17 protein-coding genes and 1 tRNA gene are annotated in these 16248 nt (G+C 41.6%); all 18 read right to left on the bottom strand.

Features of this window, described 5'->3' with window-relative positions; all coding sequences use genetic code 11:
- Nucleotides 1-146: 146 nt before the first annotated feature.
- Complete coding sequence (locus tag LM917_RS04750) at nucleotides 147-1112, bottom strand: polyprenyl synthetase family protein (RefSeq protein ID WP_232696328.1); 966 nt, start codon at nucleotides 1110-1112, stop codon at nucleotides 147-149.
- Nucleotides 1113-1121: 9 nt separating this feature from the next.
- Entirely contained in the window at nucleotides 1122-1982 is an 861-nt protein-coding gene (locus LM917_RS04745) for a menaquinone biosynthesis protein (protein ID WP_232696327.1), read from the bottom strand.
- Entirely contained in the window at nucleotides 1975-2586 is a 612-nt protein-coding gene (locus LM917_RS04740) for a UbiX family flavin prenyltransferase (RefSeq protein ID WP_232696326.1), read from the bottom strand. The genes LM917_RS04745 and LM917_RS04740 overlap by 8 nt, the downstream gene beginning before the upstream one ends.
- A complete protein-coding gene (locus LM917_RS04735) occupies nucleotides 2583-3452 on the bottom strand; it encodes a UbiA-like polyprenyltransferase (RefSeq protein ID WP_232696325.1) in 870 nt (289 codons plus the stop codon). Before LM917_RS04735 ends, LM917_RS04740 begins: the two co-directional genes overlap by 4 nt.
- 113 nt (nucleotides 3453-3565) lie before the next feature.
- Nucleotides 3566-4285, bottom strand: a complete 720-nt coding sequence (locus LM917_RS04730) for a demethylmenaquinone methyltransferase (protein ID WP_232696324.1) — start codon at nucleotides 4283-4285, stop codon at nucleotides 3566-3568.
- Nucleotides 4286-4290: 5 nt separating this feature from the next.
- Nucleotides 4291-5124 carry a heptaprenyl diphosphate synthase component 1 gene (locus tag LM917_RS04725; protein WP_232696323.1) on the bottom strand — a complete coding sequence of 278 codons (834 nt, stop codon included), beginning with the start codon at nucleotides 5122-5124 and terminating at the stop codon, nucleotides 4291-4293.
- Between the two features lie 146 nt (nucleotides 5125-5270).
- Complete coding sequence (locus LM917_RS04720) at nucleotides 5271-5786, bottom strand: hypothetical protein (protein ID WP_232696322.1); 516 nt, start codon at nucleotides 5784-5786, stop codon at nucleotides 5271-5273.
- A gap of 215 nt (nucleotides 5787-6001) precedes the next feature.
- Nucleotides 6002-6373, bottom strand: coding sequence for a hypothetical protein (locus tag LM917_RS04715; protein ID WP_232696321.1), 372 nt, complete (start codon nucleotides 6371-6373; stop codon nucleotides 6002-6004).
- Nucleotides 6374-6415: 42 nt separating this feature from the next.
- Nucleotides 6416-7381, bottom strand: a complete 966-nt coding sequence (locus LM917_RS04710; protein WP_232696320.1) for a sugar-binding transcriptional regulator — start codon at nucleotides 7379-7381, stop codon at nucleotides 6416-6418.
- A 114-nt stretch (nucleotides 7382-7495) separates the two neighbouring features.
- Nucleotides 7496-8875, bottom strand: a complete 1380-nt coding sequence (gene lpdA, locus LM917_RS04705; protein WP_232696319.1) for a dihydrolipoyl dehydrogenase — start codon at nucleotides 8873-8875, stop codon at nucleotides 7496-7498.
- An 11-nt stretch (nucleotides 8876-8886) separates the two neighbouring features.
- Nucleotides 8887-10215 carry a dihydrolipoamide acetyltransferase family protein gene (locus LM917_RS04700; RefSeq protein WP_232696318.1) on the bottom strand — a complete coding sequence of 443 codons (1329 nt, stop codon included), beginning with the start codon at nucleotides 10213-10215 and terminating at the stop codon, nucleotides 8887-8889.
- 15 nt (nucleotides 10216-10230) lie between these two features.
- Complete coding sequence (locus tag LM917_RS04695; RefSeq protein ID WP_232696317.1) at nucleotides 10231-11214, bottom strand: alpha-ketoacid dehydrogenase subunit beta; 984 nt, start codon at nucleotides 11212-11214, stop codon at nucleotides 10231-10233.
- Nucleotides 11215-11244: 30 nt separating this feature from the next.
- Complete coding sequence (locus LM917_RS04690; protein ID WP_232696316.1) at nucleotides 11245-12231, bottom strand: thiamine pyrophosphate-dependent dehydrogenase E1 component subunit alpha; 987 nt, start codon at nucleotides 12229-12231, stop codon at nucleotides 11245-11247.
- Nucleotides 12232-12409: 178 nt separating this feature from the next.
- Nucleotides 12410-12586 carry a hypothetical protein gene (locus LM917_RS04685; RefSeq protein WP_232696315.1) on the bottom strand — a complete coding sequence of 59 codons (177 nt, stop codon included), beginning with the start codon at nucleotides 12584-12586 and terminating at the stop codon, nucleotides 12410-12412.
- A 360-nt stretch (nucleotides 12587-12946) separates the two neighbouring features.
- Nucleotides 12947-14569 (bottom strand): peptide ABC transporter substrate-binding protein, encoded by a 1623-nt coding sequence (locus LM917_RS04680; protein WP_232696314.1) that lies wholly within the window; start codon nucleotides 14567-14569, stop codon nucleotides 12947-12949.
- A 267-nt stretch (nucleotides 14570-14836) separates the two neighbouring features.
- Nucleotides 14837-15067 (bottom strand): trp RNA-binding attenuation protein MtrB, encoded by a 231-nt coding sequence (gene mtrB, locus LM917_RS04675; RefSeq protein ID WP_232696313.1) that lies wholly within the window; start codon nucleotides 15065-15067, stop codon nucleotides 14837-14839.
- A gap of 51 nt (nucleotides 15068-15118) precedes the next feature.
- Complete coding sequence (locus LM917_RS04670) at nucleotides 15119-15814, bottom strand: lytic transglycosylase domain-containing protein (protein ID WP_309241930.1); 696 nt, start codon at nucleotides 15812-15814, stop codon at nucleotides 15119-15121.
- Nucleotides 15815-16005: 191 nt separating this feature from the next.
- A tRNA-Pro gene (locus LM917_RS04665) sits at nucleotides 16006-16082 on the bottom strand.
- Nucleotides 16083-16248: the final 166 nt, after the last annotated feature.

Raw genomic sequence — 16248 nt, 5'->3', positions numbered from 1 at the left:
TACTATTTACCTGTAACATCAAAATTTTATCAAAACCAGAGAGTACAAGCAATAACCGAATTGCAAGAAACTTCAATCCCTTCTTTCTATTCACAAAAAAACCACATCTCCTTTATGAGAGTGGTTTTTTGATAGATCGTTGTCATCTAAAACTTACGGCCCCCGATATAATCGGCAATCTGCAACATTGATTTCTTAGCCGATGAATCTGGTAAATCAACCAATGCAGCTTTCGCACGAGCCAGGTATCGTTCCGCCAACTCTTGAGAGTACGCTAGACCTTCTCCTTGATGAATGAGAGTAATCGCATCCTCTGTACGTGAATATATTTCACCGGTACGAATCCAATCCTGGAAGGTGCTTCTTGTACTTCCTGCATATGCTGAGTATAAAGCTGGCAGTGTGACATTTCCTTGACGCAAGTCGCTTCCAGCAGGTTTTCCCAATTGTTTTTCCGTACCTGTAAAGTCTAAAATGTCATCCGTAATCTGAAAAGCCATACCAACATTATAGCCAAATTGGTACATACGTCGAACAACATCAGTAGAAGCATTGGAAGCAACTGCTCCCAACTGACAACTAATCGCGATAAGCAAAGCCGTCTTTCTCTTGATTCTACGCAAATAATTGCGTAATCCTTGATCCCAGTTATGTAGGTCACGAACTTGTGCAATCTCGCCTTTACACATCTCCAAGATAGCATTCGACATAATGCGATGAATCAGTGGATTAGGCAATTTCGTGATAATGGTAAGGGCTCTTGCCAAAACATAATTACCCGTGTACATGGCAGTTTTATTGTCCCATTTCGTACGTACTGTATCTCTACCACGTCGTTTATGTGCATCATCTACCACATCATCGTGAACCAAAGTAGCCATGTGAATTAATTCTAGAGGTACAGCCACATGAGCTAATTGCTTCACGTCATACTCCCCCATCTTTCCCGCTAACAACACAAAGACAGGGCGGATTCGTTTTCCGCCTGCCTTCATTAAATGTGTGGAGGATTGATATAGCTCTCGGGAATCTGGATCAATTGACTTTTCCAGTTCCCGTTCGATGTATGAAACATCGCTCTTAACTTGCATATAAATATCAACCAAATTCATTCCATTCACCTAATTCATTGACGTAGTAGTGTAGCTGTCTGCAGGCCAAAATGTTACCTTTACCGGTTTTGGCAATAAACCTAACTCAGCCGCGTAGGCATAATAATGCTCTAACCCAGCGATTTGCTCGCTTGTGAAGTCATGAATCAAGCCCGAGTAATATCCATGCCAAAAGTCTGTGTCCGCGCCAAAATGTTTAACTGTGTACTCCACCACTTCCGTGAAGTCCCGTTGGCTCTTATTCTTGCTAAGAACAAACTGATGATGCAGTTCGCTAAGCAATTCTTCATGTTGTTCAAGCGCATCACGGCGAATAGCCCAAACAGCAAAGGTCATTGGATAACCTGTCTCTTCATACCACAATTGTCCAAGATCATAGACGAAATACCCATGATCGGAGCGCTTAGCCACAATAGCTTCATCGCCAATTAGTAAAGCAGCATCGTGTTCCACCATCATCTCTGATAATACGGGTCTCATAACTGTATAGGATGGAGATAAACCCTTACATTTCTGCAATAGGATCTTTAGTAGATTAACAGAAGTTGCAGAGGTATTCGTCAAAGCAATTTTTGCTTGGTCTAATTTCTCAATCGACTTTTTACTAAATAGAAAGATAGAGTTAACCGGGCCTTTGGCTCCAACACATATATCTGGCATAAGAACATACTCTTCTGCATGTTCCGCATAGCTAAAAGAAGAGATTGGTCCTACATCAATCTTTCCTTCTGCCATTGCATCATTTAATTGAGCCGGATACTGTTGAATGATATCAGCTTTATTGATAAATTTTTCAGTCTGTACATAATAATAAACGGGAAGGGTATTCGTATAGGATATTTGACCGACTTGAAGTCTCTTTTTACTCAAGGTGATCCCCCCATCTTCTAAACATCTGATTAGGCACTTGCAACGAATCGAGCGCCTTTCCAACGACAAAGTTAACGACATCCTCCAATGTTTGAGGTCTTTGATAAAAACCTGGCATGGCTGGTAGGATTCTAACGCCTAGTTGACTAAGCTTCAGCATGTTTTCCAAGTGCAAGGCATTTAAAGGCGTCTCCCTTGGGACAAGCACTAGTTTACGCCCCTCCTTAATCATTACATCAGCGCATCTTTCCATCAGATTACCCGAAGCACCATGGGCAATCCCTGATAAAGTACCCATTGAGCAAGGGACGATGATCATCCCGTCACTCTGATAGGAACCGCTAGCCATCGGACAATTAAAATTCCGAAGTGTCCAGTAATGAAGTTCTCCTTGATTTTGTGGTGCAAAGTACTCTTGCAAGAATGTTTCGCGTTCTGTAACGTCAGGTGCCAAGTCTAGCTCATCATGAAAGACTTGCCACCCTGCTTCTGTAACCATCAGGTGGACCAGATGACCTGCTCGAAGCAACTCTTCCACAAGACGGATTCCGTATATCGCACCACTTGCGCCTGTTATTCCAACACCTAATCTCATTTTTTTCATGTAATCACCAAATCCAGCATAGTAAAAATAAATACAACTACACTTAGTATTCCATTCATGGTAAAAAAGGCAACATCTAGCTTAGATAAATCATTTGGTTTCACTAGACGATGTTCGTAGATTAGTATTAGTGTTGCCACAATAATGCCGATCAAGAACCAGATTGATAGATTTGTTGTGGCATATAGTGCGAAAAATCCAATCACGGTAATCGCATGACAAACACGTGCAATAATAAGAGCGTTCCTTATCCCGAATCTACTCGGAATGGAATGTAAACCTTCATCCACATCAAATTCGTGATCCTGGCAGGCGTACACGATATCAAACCCGGCAGTCCATAGCACAATGATAACAAATAGTAGCATGGCAGTTCCATCAATCATGCCAGTCGTGGCTACCCACCCGCCAAGCGGTCCAAATCCAAGTGCGATACCTAGTACAAAATGACAGAGCCAAGTAAAACGTTTCGTGTAAGAATAGAGGATAAGTACAAACACAGCAAGCGGCAATAATTTTACTGCTAACGGATTAAGTTTGTACGCAGCAAAAAATAATATTCCAAATGAAACAATAATAAAGACGATAACTTCAACCACTGAAAGTAGACCAGCAGGGATTGCCCTCGTGGCAGTACGTGGATTTCTTGCATCAATAAAACGATCAATTAAACGATTAAGCGACATCGCTGCGTTTCTGGCCGCTACCATAGCAATCGTTACCCAAAAAATATCCATCCAGTCTGGCCATGTGCCACTAACCACAAAACTACCTAGCACCGCTCCCATGAATGCGAATGGTAGTGCAAAAATACTATGCTCAAATTTAATCATTTCCAGGATGATCTTTAGTTTTTGAATTCCCATTTGTCGTGCACTTCCATTCTATTTTGCAAATGAATTACGTTTATTTCCTGTGAAAACCGTCTCGACGGTTTTCATAAAATAGGATGTGACCGCTTGCGGTCCAACCAAAACGGTCATGACCGTTTTGTACCAATATGCATAGCAGATACTCCACCCATAAACAGCTTAACCTGCACGGGATCTAGGCCCGCTTGTTTAAACATTCTGGCTAATTCTTTGCTATCTGGAAAATTTGTTAAAGATTGTGGCAACCAAGCATATTCTTCATACTTGTTTACAACCATCTTGGCAACCCACGGTAGCATTTTATAAAAATATAGATAAAATAGTTTGCGGTATGGCATAAACGGAGGCTTGGACACTTCCAAGCAAACTACTTTTCCGCCCGGCTTCACCACTCGAGCCATCTCATTAAGCACTGTTTGCACATCCGGAACATTTCTCAGTCCAAAGCCTATTGTTACATGATCAAAGGTATTATCCTCAAATGGCATTTTCATCGCATTCGCGTTGATTAGCTCGATTTGTGAGAGTCCTTCCTTCTCTACCTTATATGCACCTACATTAAGCATATTTTGACTGAAATCCAGCCCAACAGCTCGACCACTATCCCCCACACTTTTGGCAAGGCTAATCGTCCAGTCGCAGGTACCGCATGCAACATCCAGACATGCTTGTCCAGGCTGTACTTGCATTTGGCGCATTGTATATTTTCGCCATGCGCCATGACTACCAAAACTAATAACATTATTCATGCGGTCATATTCATCCGCAATGCTTTCAAAGACGGAATGGACGTGTTCCGCCTTTGGGCTAGTATCTTTCGCACTCATGATCCCTACATCTCCTCTGCCCTTTTTAAACGTTGCACACGATTGGTAAAGCGAGATGTTACCCACTCCAGATCGCTCTGTTTTTCTGTTGGTTTCCAATTTTTAAGGAGCTGATCGCATACCTGTAATAAGTCCATGACTCTATTTTCAATGGTATCCAGAACAAGTGCCAAAGTAACTCCTGGTTTTTGCAATAAAAATTGTACCATTCGCCCAGGAGATTGATCTTGCCATTCGAGTTGCTCCCATTCTCCCATAAGCTGCTCAAAAGCAGAAGTTTGTTCAAACAAGCTAATCCAAAATGCTCTCATTTGCTCTTCTTTCGCGTACTGATTCACGATGGCTACATAAAGGGCCGTATCAATTGTTTTACGTAAAGAAAGATAGGTCTCTAGCGGCATCTTATTATCTCGTTCAGCCAAATAGAGCTTCATTTTTGTTTCATGAACCATTTGATTACCCATTGCAAGCGTACGGATGGCTTCAACTTCACCCTGGTCAGCAAGCAGATGATAATACAAGGCGCTATAATAATCTCCAGAAAGAACAGTAAGTTGTCTGTTCCGCTCTGCAATCAGATTGTTTTTTTCGTATTGATTCTTAACCGTTTCATGTGTATCGATACCCAGTTGAACCAGCCCGGTTGCTATGGTTAGAATACGAGCTCTCTCCTTGGTAAAACCATTTTCATTCAAGAAAAAATATAAGAGAGCAAGTCGATTTTCTTTGAGAGCAGGAATGTCTGTGTAATGTTGAATATACGAGTGCGAAGCCATTTTTTTGAGATCTTCGAGCAACTCTTTCGTTTCTTGTAAAAGTGTAGTGCGTTCTGTGCTCATTGTGCCTCCTCCATCTACAACCTTGAAGCTATTTTGCATGCCACCATCATGACAGTTTCCGTTCATCAATATCTTCACACCACAATGTGGAAATCGTATCTATCGCCATACAGTATATCATATTTTTTAGGGTTACAATAATTTTACTACAACCCGGACGCTTCTCTTATTTGGATTATACCTAACTTTTTCACATAATCTTCTGCATTTTCTACTTGCTCAGGTTTCTCCCATTTATCCAGTTCCTGTGCACTGATTCGATTAGCTTCGATTTCCAATTCCGGAGCACCCTGATTCTCATTTAACATGGAAGAAAATCGGACAGTTATTTTTTCAATATTCTCAGTATAAAGTAAGCAATGGTACAATATAGCATACGTATCCTTAAACATTCGCTCTCGATTGTTCGTACTATTATTCTTTACATGTAAGGTAATGCGTAAGGAAGGCTGTTTCCATTCAACACGACTCACCTTGTGATATGTTTGCATATAAGCTAGTAAGTCTACGATATTATGCGTGTATACAACTTGTTTTGGCATTTCTTGAAATGTAGGGATGTCTGCAGATAAATCTTTCTTTACCACTACATTAGGTATAACTGAAATAGTAAGTGACAAACCAAGGGATACCAGTAAGGCATACAAAAATTGTCGGGGCATGACCATTCCTCCTTTCCTACTCATTTTACAAATGAGATGGAAAAGCTATACCAATGTAGCAGAAAAAAGCTTGTGTTCTTCTTACAGAAAGAACTCCTTTTTCAGAGTTCGGCTCAAAGAAACCGTTCTCTCCTCGACAGATTTTTTGCAAGTGGACATGTAAAAAACCCAGCAGCGTGAGCTTCCAGGTTATCCTTTTACATTTTGAATGACAACTATTCATCTTCTTTATTACTTTGAATAGATCTGGTTGAATTCCACCCAGATGCTTTTTTTCTGTAGTGAAATATACCGCTAAATTCCTGATAGGTTCGATACGGTTTACTAATGACTCGATAAGGGAGTGTGGAAATAAAATGGCTTAAATCTTCCCGGAACTCTTGCGTAATACGATGTGGCTTGGAAATAATTCGATCGACATACTGGGTATAGATCTCTTTAATTAAATCAGGTTCCATGACACTTTCTTTTCCGCATTGCTCACATGTTACTTTGTACAAAATATCATTGACATAAATAACCGTATGGGGAGCTTGCCCAAGACACGTCATGCAATACAACTCCGTTTCAATTGCCGTCTCCTTCATACGTCCAACCCCCTTCATGACAGATACTAACTTCTTTATAGATTACTTTACTAAGGCTTGCGATTGAACTAATTCAACCAGATCTCTGGCCGTATGTTCATCAATGAACAACTTATGAAAATATCCTCCGCGTAATGCAGCTGCTATTGCTCTAACTTTTTCCCTTCCGGAAGTAAGGGCGATTACACAAGGAATGTCTCGTAGATCTTCACAATCAACACCGATGACTCGATTATTAATCGGAATATCAATCAGATTGCCGTGTTCATCAATAAATCTGGAACCAATGTCACCAATTGCTTTATGCCTTCTTAGCTCTTCAATCTCACTATCTTTCATGTATCCCATGCTTAGCAAAGTGGAATTTTCAATATTTCCAATCCCGAGTAAGGCAATATCTACACTCTTGATTTCATCAAGTAGCTCATGTATGGATTCATTTTGCAACATCTGTTCCTTTAATTCAACTGTTTCTACCAAAGCAGGTGCATATAAAAACTGACATTTTGCTCCCATTCGTTTTGATAGTTCAAACGCTAATTGATTGGAGTGGATCTCTACAAATCTGCGTCCCGTACCTCCTACTAACGGATACACGGTAAGTTCTGGATTCCTTTGATACGGATACTCATTTACCATATGATACAGGGTTGTTCCCCAAGATAGACCAATGCTTTTCACATTCTTAGCTAATTTAGACAGATGAATAGCGGCTTCCTTCGCTACTAGCTGTTTTACAATGTCCTGATTATCTATTCCACTCGCAGGAACGACAATAGCCTCCTCTAATGAAAAGAGAGATTCTAGCTGTTGTTCAATTTCTACGACATTTACTGTTTCATCCTTAATAATTATCTCAACGATACCCGCATCTTTTGCTTTCTGGAGCAATTTGGAGATAACGGGGCGCGATACTCCAATTTTTTTTGCGATATCTGCTTGTGTTAATCCTTGAAAATAATACAACTTAGAGACACGCACAAGTTCTCTTTTTTCTGTCCAATCCATTTGCTCACCTCACTTCTTTTATGATTTCCATACTATTATACTAACAAACGAACCTTTAGCGAAGAAAAAGAACTGGGGATATATTTGCTCCCCAGTTCTTGTTGTCAAAATTGCCTAGGAATGAATACCTTTTCCTAGCCAATCATTCGCTGCTTCCATCAGTGTTTCAGAAATGGTAGGGTGTGGAAAAATCAATTCCGCCATTTCTTCAACTGTACCTTCAAGCTGCATGTAGGAAGATATTTGAGAAATCATATCCGTTACATGCGGTCCTACAAGAAGAGCACCGAGGATCTCGCCATATTCCTTGTCGGCAATGATTTTTACAAAACCTTCGCGATGGTCACTTGCCAGTGCTTTACCATTTACAGCAAGTTGATACGTTGCCGTTTTCACTTGATATCCTTGTTCTTTTGCCTGAGCTTCTGTCAGACCTACACTAGCAATCTCCGGAGAAGTATAGATGCAACGCGGCACAATTCGATAATCCATTATTTTGTTTAGGCCAGCCGCATTTTGAGCAGCAACCATGCCTTCTGCACTAGCAACATGCGCCAGTTGCCAGTTACCAATAACATCACCGATTGCATAAATACCTGATTGACTTGTCTCCAGTTTTTCATTTACTTTAATGAATTTACCATCCTTCTGCAAGGTAAGTGCTTCTGTTGCAGAGTGGTTAGGAGAACGACCAATTGCTACAAGGACAGCTGAAACAGCCAATTCCTTATTTGCTCCCATTTCATCCTGAATCACTACGATTTTTTTGTCAGCTTCTTCTTTGAATGCAGTTACCTTCGTGCTTGTCAGAATCGTAATCTTGTTTTTGCGTAGTGTTTTTGTCAGCAATTGAGATGCAGCTGGATCTTCACTAGGTACGATGCGATCTGCCATCTCCACAATTGTTACATTTGTGCCTAAGCTTTCAAAAATACTGGCAAACTCAACACCGATAACTCCACCACCGATGATCGCAATAGATTCAGGAATTTCTGTGATATCAAATACGTCATCACTAGTAAGATACGAGATTTTATCCAAGCCTTCAATTGGTGGAATGGTTGGGAAAGAACCAGTAGCCACAATGATCGAGGTTCCTTGAATGGTTTCTTCCTTTTCACCAATTACTTTTACCGTTTTATCAGGTTGCACGGAACCTTTTCCTTCATACAGGTCTATTTTACCTCCACGTAACAATGCTTGGATACCACCACGCAACGTGTTAATTACCTGATTTTTGCGGTCCATCATTTTAGAAAGGGAGAAAGTCATGTCTCCCACCTCTACCCCGTATTTGGAAGCATCACGGATCGTATGAATCACTTCTGCATGCTTCAAGAGAGCTTTTGAAGGAATACAACCACGATTCAAGCAAGTGCCGCCCAGATGTCCTTGTTCTACCAGTGCTACTTTTTTCCCTTCTTTGGAAGCACGGATAGCTGCGACGTAACCACCTGGTCCTCCACCAATTACGACGATATCGTAGGTTTTCATGCTTGTTCCTCCTAAACTAGTAACTGATATGGTTCTTCAAGTGAACGTTTTACGGTTTGTAAGAATGCTGCGGCTGGTGATCCATCGATGATCCGGTGATCGAAGGACAGACTTAAAGTCATCATTGGGCGAAGTTTCAATTCGCCATTTACTCCGATCGCTTTCTCCGCAATACGACCTACACCCAAGATTGCAGATTCAGGTTGGTTAATAATCGGAGTAAACATGTCAACTTCGTACATACCAACATTACTAATTGTAAAAGTACCGCCTTGCATATTTGCAGGTAGAAGTTTACTTTCACGAGCTGCCCTGCCAAGTTCCTTACATTCTGCTGTAAGTGCTGCCAAGCCTTTTTGATCAGCATTTTTCACAACAGGAACGAGCAGGCCGTTTGGAACAGATACAGCTAGACCTGTGTTGATTTCATTTTTATAAACAATGTAATCACCCTCAAGCGACACATTGATCTCAGGATGCTTGCGAAGCGCGTACGCTACTGCTTTCATGATGATCTCTGTATAAGATAGGCGATAGCCTGTTTCTTTTTCGATAATTGGCAGTAGGGCATTGCGGACTTGAATTGCATTGGTCATATCTACTTCTGTACCCATGGTTACATGAGGAGCTGTGTACGCGCTTTGACACATACGATCAGCAATGACCTTACGCATTCCATCCATTTTCACACGTCTTGGTTCGCTTGTTGGAGCTGCAACTTGTTGTGTGGAACCAGCACCTAATACATCACCTTTTGTGATTTTGCCGTTTGCACCTGTACCTTGTACACATGCAAGATCGACTCCATTTCCAGCAGCAACTTTTTTAGCAAGCGGTGTTGCTTTAGGACCGCTTTTCACGAACTCTTCTACATCTACTTTATGAATACGACCATTTGCTCCACGTCCTGATACTTCTTGTAAAGATACATTTTTATCTTTCGCCAAACGTTTTGCAGCTGGAGTCGCACGAACTTTTTCACCGTTTGCTTGATATTCAGTAGCCGCTTCAGCAGTTTCCTCTGTTTCCTCTTCAAGAGCCACAGGGGCAGGTGCTTCACTCGCACCTTCTACTGGTGGAGCTGCGTCAGGAACGTTTTCCCCTTCGTTCCCGATATAACCAATGATTGCTTGAACAGGAACAACAGCGTTCTCTTCATAATATGTTTTCAGCAAGGTACCTGAAGCATATGCCTCTACTTCGATATTGATCTTGTCGGTCATAACCTCAAGAAGGAGATCGCCTTCTTCTACCTCATCGCCCTCTTGCTTAAACCATTGTAGGATCGTACCAGTTTCCATGGTCATGCTCAGTTTCGGCATGAAAACTTCTGTTGCCATCAGTTTCTCCCCCTCTTAGCGAAATGCCACTGTATCTTTAACTGCTTGAATGATATCTGGAACTTGTGGAATCGCTGCTTTTTCCATTTCAGGATGGTATGGCATTGGGATCCATAGAGCACCTAAACGACGAATCGGTGCATCCAAATAGTCAAATGCTTCACTCTCAGCAATGATACTTGCAATTTCTCCACCAAATCCACCGAACTTAACCGCTTCATGCACAACGATACATTTACCTGTTTTCTTCACGGATTTAATGATGGTTTCTGTATCTAATGGAACAAGGGTGCGAGGATCAATTACCTCTACAGAAATTCCTTCTTTTTCTAGTTCAGCCGCTGCTTCCAGCGCTTTATGTACCATGATCGCTGTAGCAACAATCGTTACATCTGTACCTTCACGTTTAACATCTGCAACACCTAGTGGAATCGAGTATTGCTCTTCTGGAACTTCACCAGAAGCTTTATATAGTAATTTATGTTCATAGAACACAACCGGATTATCGTCATCCATTGCGGCTTTTAACAAACCTTTTGCATCATAAGCAGTGGAAGGTTGGACTACTTTCAACCCTGGAACGTGTGCAACCCAAGCTTCCAAGCTTTGTGTATGTTGAGCTGCTGCTCCAGTACCAGAACCAGATGGTGTGCGAACAACCATCGGAACTTTACCTTTACCACCGAACATATAACGGTTTTTCGCAGCTTGGTTAACTAATTGGTCCATTGCAATTGTAATAAAGTCAGAGAATTGAAGTTCCATGATTGGTCTCATACCAGTCATCGCTGCACCTACAGATGCACCAGCAATCGCTGCTTCAGAGATAGGAGTGATACGAACTCGTTCAGGACCGAATTCTTCAATCATTCCGCGAGTTACACCAAATGCTCCCCCGTATACCCCAATATCTTCCCCCATGATAAATACGTCTTCATTGATGCGCATTTCTTGGCTCATTGCTTCACGTACAGCTTCTAAATAGGTGATTTCTCTCATGTCCTCGTTACCTTCCTTTCTCCATATCCTTTATGCGTATACGTCTTCTTCTAGGGTATCCATTGATGGATGCGGGCTATTTAAAGCGAACTCAACAGCATCTTCAATTACTTTCTTTGCATCTGCTTCAAGCTCTCTTGCTTTCTCTACTGTAATTAGGCCTTTTTCGATAAGTGCTTTTTCAAGGAATTGGATGCAATCGCGGTTCTTTCTCCAGTCCATTTCCTCTTCGCGAGTACGGTATTTTTTACCATCACTCTTAGAATGACCTTTATAACGATATGTTTTAGCTTCGATTAGTGTTGGACCTTCGCCACGTTTTGCACGATTTACAGCTTCTTCAGTTGCAAGCATAACGTCAAAAATGTTATTACCATCTACAACCACGCCTGGGATTCCGTATCCAACAGCGCGATCAGCTATATTTTCAATGTTAACCATTTCTTTTACAGGGCCGGACATTCCGTATTGGTTGTTTTCACAGAAGAAAATAACCGGAAGATTCCAAATGGAAGCCATGTTAACAGCTTCATGGAAGCTACCTTCATTACTTGCTCCATCTCCAAAGTAACTGACAGTAACGTATCCTAAATTTTTCATTTTAGAAGTAAGTGCTGCTCCTACTGCGATTGGAATACCGCCACCTACGATACCATTCGCACCAAGGTTACCTGTTTCCAAGTCGGCGATGTGCATGGAGCCACCTTTACCTTTACAATATCCGGTAGCACGACCGAACAACTCAGCCATCATACGGCTTGCTTCTGCACCTTTGGCGATACATTGTCCATGTCCGCGGTGAGTACCTGTAATTTTATCTTCTTTTGTAAGAAGTGCACCTACACCAGCAGCAGTAGCCTCTTGTCCTACGCATAGATGCGTTGTTCCGTGAATCATACCTTTGGCAAAAAACTCATCCACTTTCTCATCAAAGAAGCGAATAACCCACATTTGATGATACAACTCGATTAATTTCTCCTCGGTAACCATTTCTGGCAATTTCCAAGCAACAGTCATACTGCACCCTCCTATCAATGTCTGTAAAAAAACAAAACGGACCGAACGCTTCTCAGAGAAAAAGCATCCGGCCCGCAGCCCTTTTACATTTGTTCTATATGATTACATTTGTTCTACGAGTCCTATTCTACCTCTATTACTTCCAATAAGTCAACAACTACTTATATTGATTTTTTATTTAATTTTGTGATTGCAAAAAGTTTGGATTTTCATCCAATTTCTTCTGGTAATCCTCTTTAGACAGCTTTTTAACAGAAATTAAAAAAACTTCTTCTGTTCCTTCGCAAACAAAATGTTGGTCCTCAAATAACTTATAAACTTTTGTACCTGGAGTAACTCTCTTCATTGTATCCATCTCTCCTCCTCCAAAATGTCGTTGCCAACAGGTTGATCACCGCTTCTCTATTTTTTGCGTTAATTTGAACAAATTGGTAACGCTTTCAATTGTTACCCAAATTAAAAGCGAATGTTCAACTCCCATCTACACTAGGTCTTTTTGGAACAACGCTGCGATTGTATCAACCTTTCGTTTACAAATGTTCTAAACATTTTCAAATGTTCGCTTCCTCCATATTCTACACTTGGGCAGCAGTTTCAGTCAATAGATATGGTTACGCTGTATGATTGAAAAAACTTGGTTTATTGTCCAGTCCAACGGCGAAAATTTTCCGAAAGAAAAACCTTCTACTGGTTTTACAATAGAAGGTTTTTCTTACTATTCTTTATAATATGCCCATTTAAAATCAATCGTACCGACACCGTCGATAACGAAGCCATTTAGCTTTTCATTTTTTAGATATACGTTGTTGTTAAAGTAAATTGGCACAACCGGCATCTCGTTTATTATGACAGCTTCTGCCTCAGCCAAGAGCTGCTTCCGCTTTTTAGGATCTTTTTCCTTGTCTGATTCATCCAGCAGCTTCTTGTATTGTGGGTGCTCCCATCTGGTATCGTTGTTACCGTTTTCCTTCTCCTTGAACATCTCCAAGAAGTTGATCGGGTCCGTAAAATCAGAGTTCCAGCCGAGGCGTGCGATCTGGTAGTTTCCGTTATGCATATCTTCCAGGTGCACTTTCCATTCTTTATTCTGCAGTTTTACATCAACACCAAGCGTTTCCTTCCATTTCTTTTGGACGGCATTCGCTATCTTTTTGTTTGCATCGCTGGTATTGAACGATAAAGCAATCGGCGGCAGCTCGTTAATGCCTAATTCCTTCATGCCCTCCTTCAGAAGCTTTTTCGCCGTTTCCTTGTCGTTGTCCTTGAAGTAACCGCCTCCCTTTAATGTCATCGTCGGGGGAATAACAGACATAGCTGGAATTTGACCTAGTCCCAACACTTCGTCGGTAATCTGCTTTCTGTCGATTGCGTAGGCGAATGCTTTGCGAATTTTGGCATTGTTAAACGGAGCTTGTTCTACATTGAACTTGTACCAGTACACACCAGAAAGCGGATGGCTTTGCAGTTTGCCGGACTTCTTCAGGGCAGGGATCGTATCGCCCGGCAATATATCCAATGGCTGTCCAATCCAATCCAGACCTCCCTTGTCAAACAGAGCAAGAGCTTCTTCCTCATCTTCTATCATCAGACCTTCGATGCTCTCCAGCTTCACGGCATCCTTATCCCAGTAATTTTCGTTTTTCACCAGTGTCATCTTTTGTTCGTGTTCCCATCTGTCCAGCTTGAACGGCCCATTGCCTACGTGGGTTCTAGCCTCATAAGCCCATTCTTTGTTTTTCTCTACCACTTTTTTATTGACAGGATAGTAGGCGGAGAACGATGTTAGTTCAAGGAAATATGGTGTTGGCTTTTCCAGGATCACTTGCAAAGTTTTGTCATCCAGCACTTTTATACCAACCTCGTCCATCTTTACCTTGCCAAAATTCGCCTCTTCAGCGTTTTTGATCGGAAAAAGCTGATAGGAGTAGTTTGCGTCCAAGTCAACAGACAGCACCCGTTTCCACGCATACTCAAAGTCGTATGCGGTTACCGGATCTCCGTTGCTCCATTTGGCGTCCCGCAGGTGGAAGGTGTATGTAATCATGTCTTCGGAAACATCAATCTTTTTCGCCATCGACGGGACAATTTTGCCCTCTGCATCTGTCCGGGTCAACCCGTCAAATGTAGCGCGAACCATGGTAAACGACTGCGCATCTTCTGCCAAGGCCGGGTCCATCGATACTACCTCCCTCGACAGGTTGATTTGAAGCTGCTTGTTATCAGCAACCTTGACCTGCTTTTGTTCTACCTTGTTTGCCTGAGCTCCTGTGCCTGTGCCTAAAAGCGAAGCGGCAGTCAGCAGTGCACTCATTGCCATAAGCATGCCCTTATGATTCATGTTTTTACCCACCTATTCCGAATATTTTCTCAAATCATATCCTTCCATACTTTACCAAATAAATGATAGGTAATCAACCTTAATAGATTCCGATATTTTCGCACTTTTCCAACCATTTTCTGTGTATCGGACAGTCTACGCTTCCTTACAGGACCTGAACGAGTTCGCAGACAAAAAATGTGTTTCTTCTGCATCTGCTACAGAAGAAATAAAGGCGCATAAAATAAAAAAAGTAGCAATTCGCTACTTTTTTGACATATGCTTATTTTATTCTTCTGTGTCAATAACCCCATGTCTTGTTTGGATTATTGCTTTTCCTCGTACTTTAATGGCAGAAGTATGTTCTGTAAACTGGGCTAGCATTACTTCACCCTTGTCTAGTTTTTCCGTATGGTGAAAACGTGTATCTGTTCCTCTTGTTAATCCAATCACGTTTACCCCATTCTCTTTTGCTTTAATGACAAAAAAGTCATGGAAACCGCTTTGTTTATCTTCCATATGTAAAGCCTCCTGTTCGTGATGTAATGTTTACTACCCACTCGCACCAATTCACTTGAGATTATCAGTTATTTTATCAACATATCGTTGGGTCTCTTGTGGTAGTAAATGATATAACCGTTCAAAATCTTCGTCTGTTTGAATGCCCGTTCTGCTTATTCGACCTGACCCTGCGTTATAAGCTGCCAACGCAACTTTCACATTTCCATCATATCGATCCAAAAGCTGACCAAGATATTTTGTTCCGCCGTTAATATTTTGAACCGGATCGAATGAGTTGGTAACACCCAGACTTTGTGCAGTAGCATCCATTAGTTGCATTAACCCTTTTGCTCCTGCAACCGAAATGGCATTCGGGTTAAAACTAGACTCCGCACGTACTACCTCTTGCACTAGATCAGAATCCACACCAAAGCGCTTACTAGCCTCTTCAATCTTTTCCAAAATAAACGAAGGAACGGCTGCCTGGCTGTTAGCAGGTAGAAGTTGGTGTTTCGTATGTTGGAAAGGCTTATGCTCATAAGGCTTGGTTCCATCCAACTGAGAGAGAACCTGTTCAGCAGAAATCACGGTCTGGCGTTTATCTATTTCCTGAGCTAACACATTCTCAAACAGCACCTCTTGATCGGAAGAGATCATCATGTTTTGAGTGCTCGTCTCTTCCTGGTTCGTATTGCGTGCCATTTGTGACGCATAGTTTTGATTCTCAAAAGCTACTCTTGCTAGAGTCGTCGCATCTATCTTCACCGTTCACTCATCCATTCTGATTTGACGTTCCTTTCATTATAAAGGATAGGAGTCTTCAGAGCCAAGTGGAAACTGGAAAAAGTTGCTCTTTCGTCATCAGATAACATAAGTGGGTATTTACCTGAAAAATAAAAAAACTTATCTATCTTAGTTGTTACCTAAGGCATTAGATAAGTTTACACTTCCGTATATGGTCGGAATGCAGGGATTTGAACCCTGGACCTCACCCACCCCAAGGGTGCGCGCTACCGAGCTGCGCCACATCCCGACGGAAAGTCGGATAAAAACATTGGTTTGAAGGGGTTTTTTTATGGTTTACAACATCGTAATTGTACGTTTTCTATTCTGATTTAGGCAATTATAGCACATAGGTGCTCACCCTTTCAATATTTGGGAGCGAACCCCTCCCCGTTTTTTCACTCGGAGTCGATGCT

The organism is Brevibacillus daliensis, assembly GCF_021245735.1.
Taxonomy (GTDB): Bacteria; Bacillota; Bacilli; order Brevibacillales; family Brevibacillaceae; genus Brevibacillus_B; species Brevibacillus_B daliensis.
The sequence above is the reverse complement of the archived record's forward strand: the minus strand, read 5'-3'. Positions and strand labels throughout refer to the sequence as shown.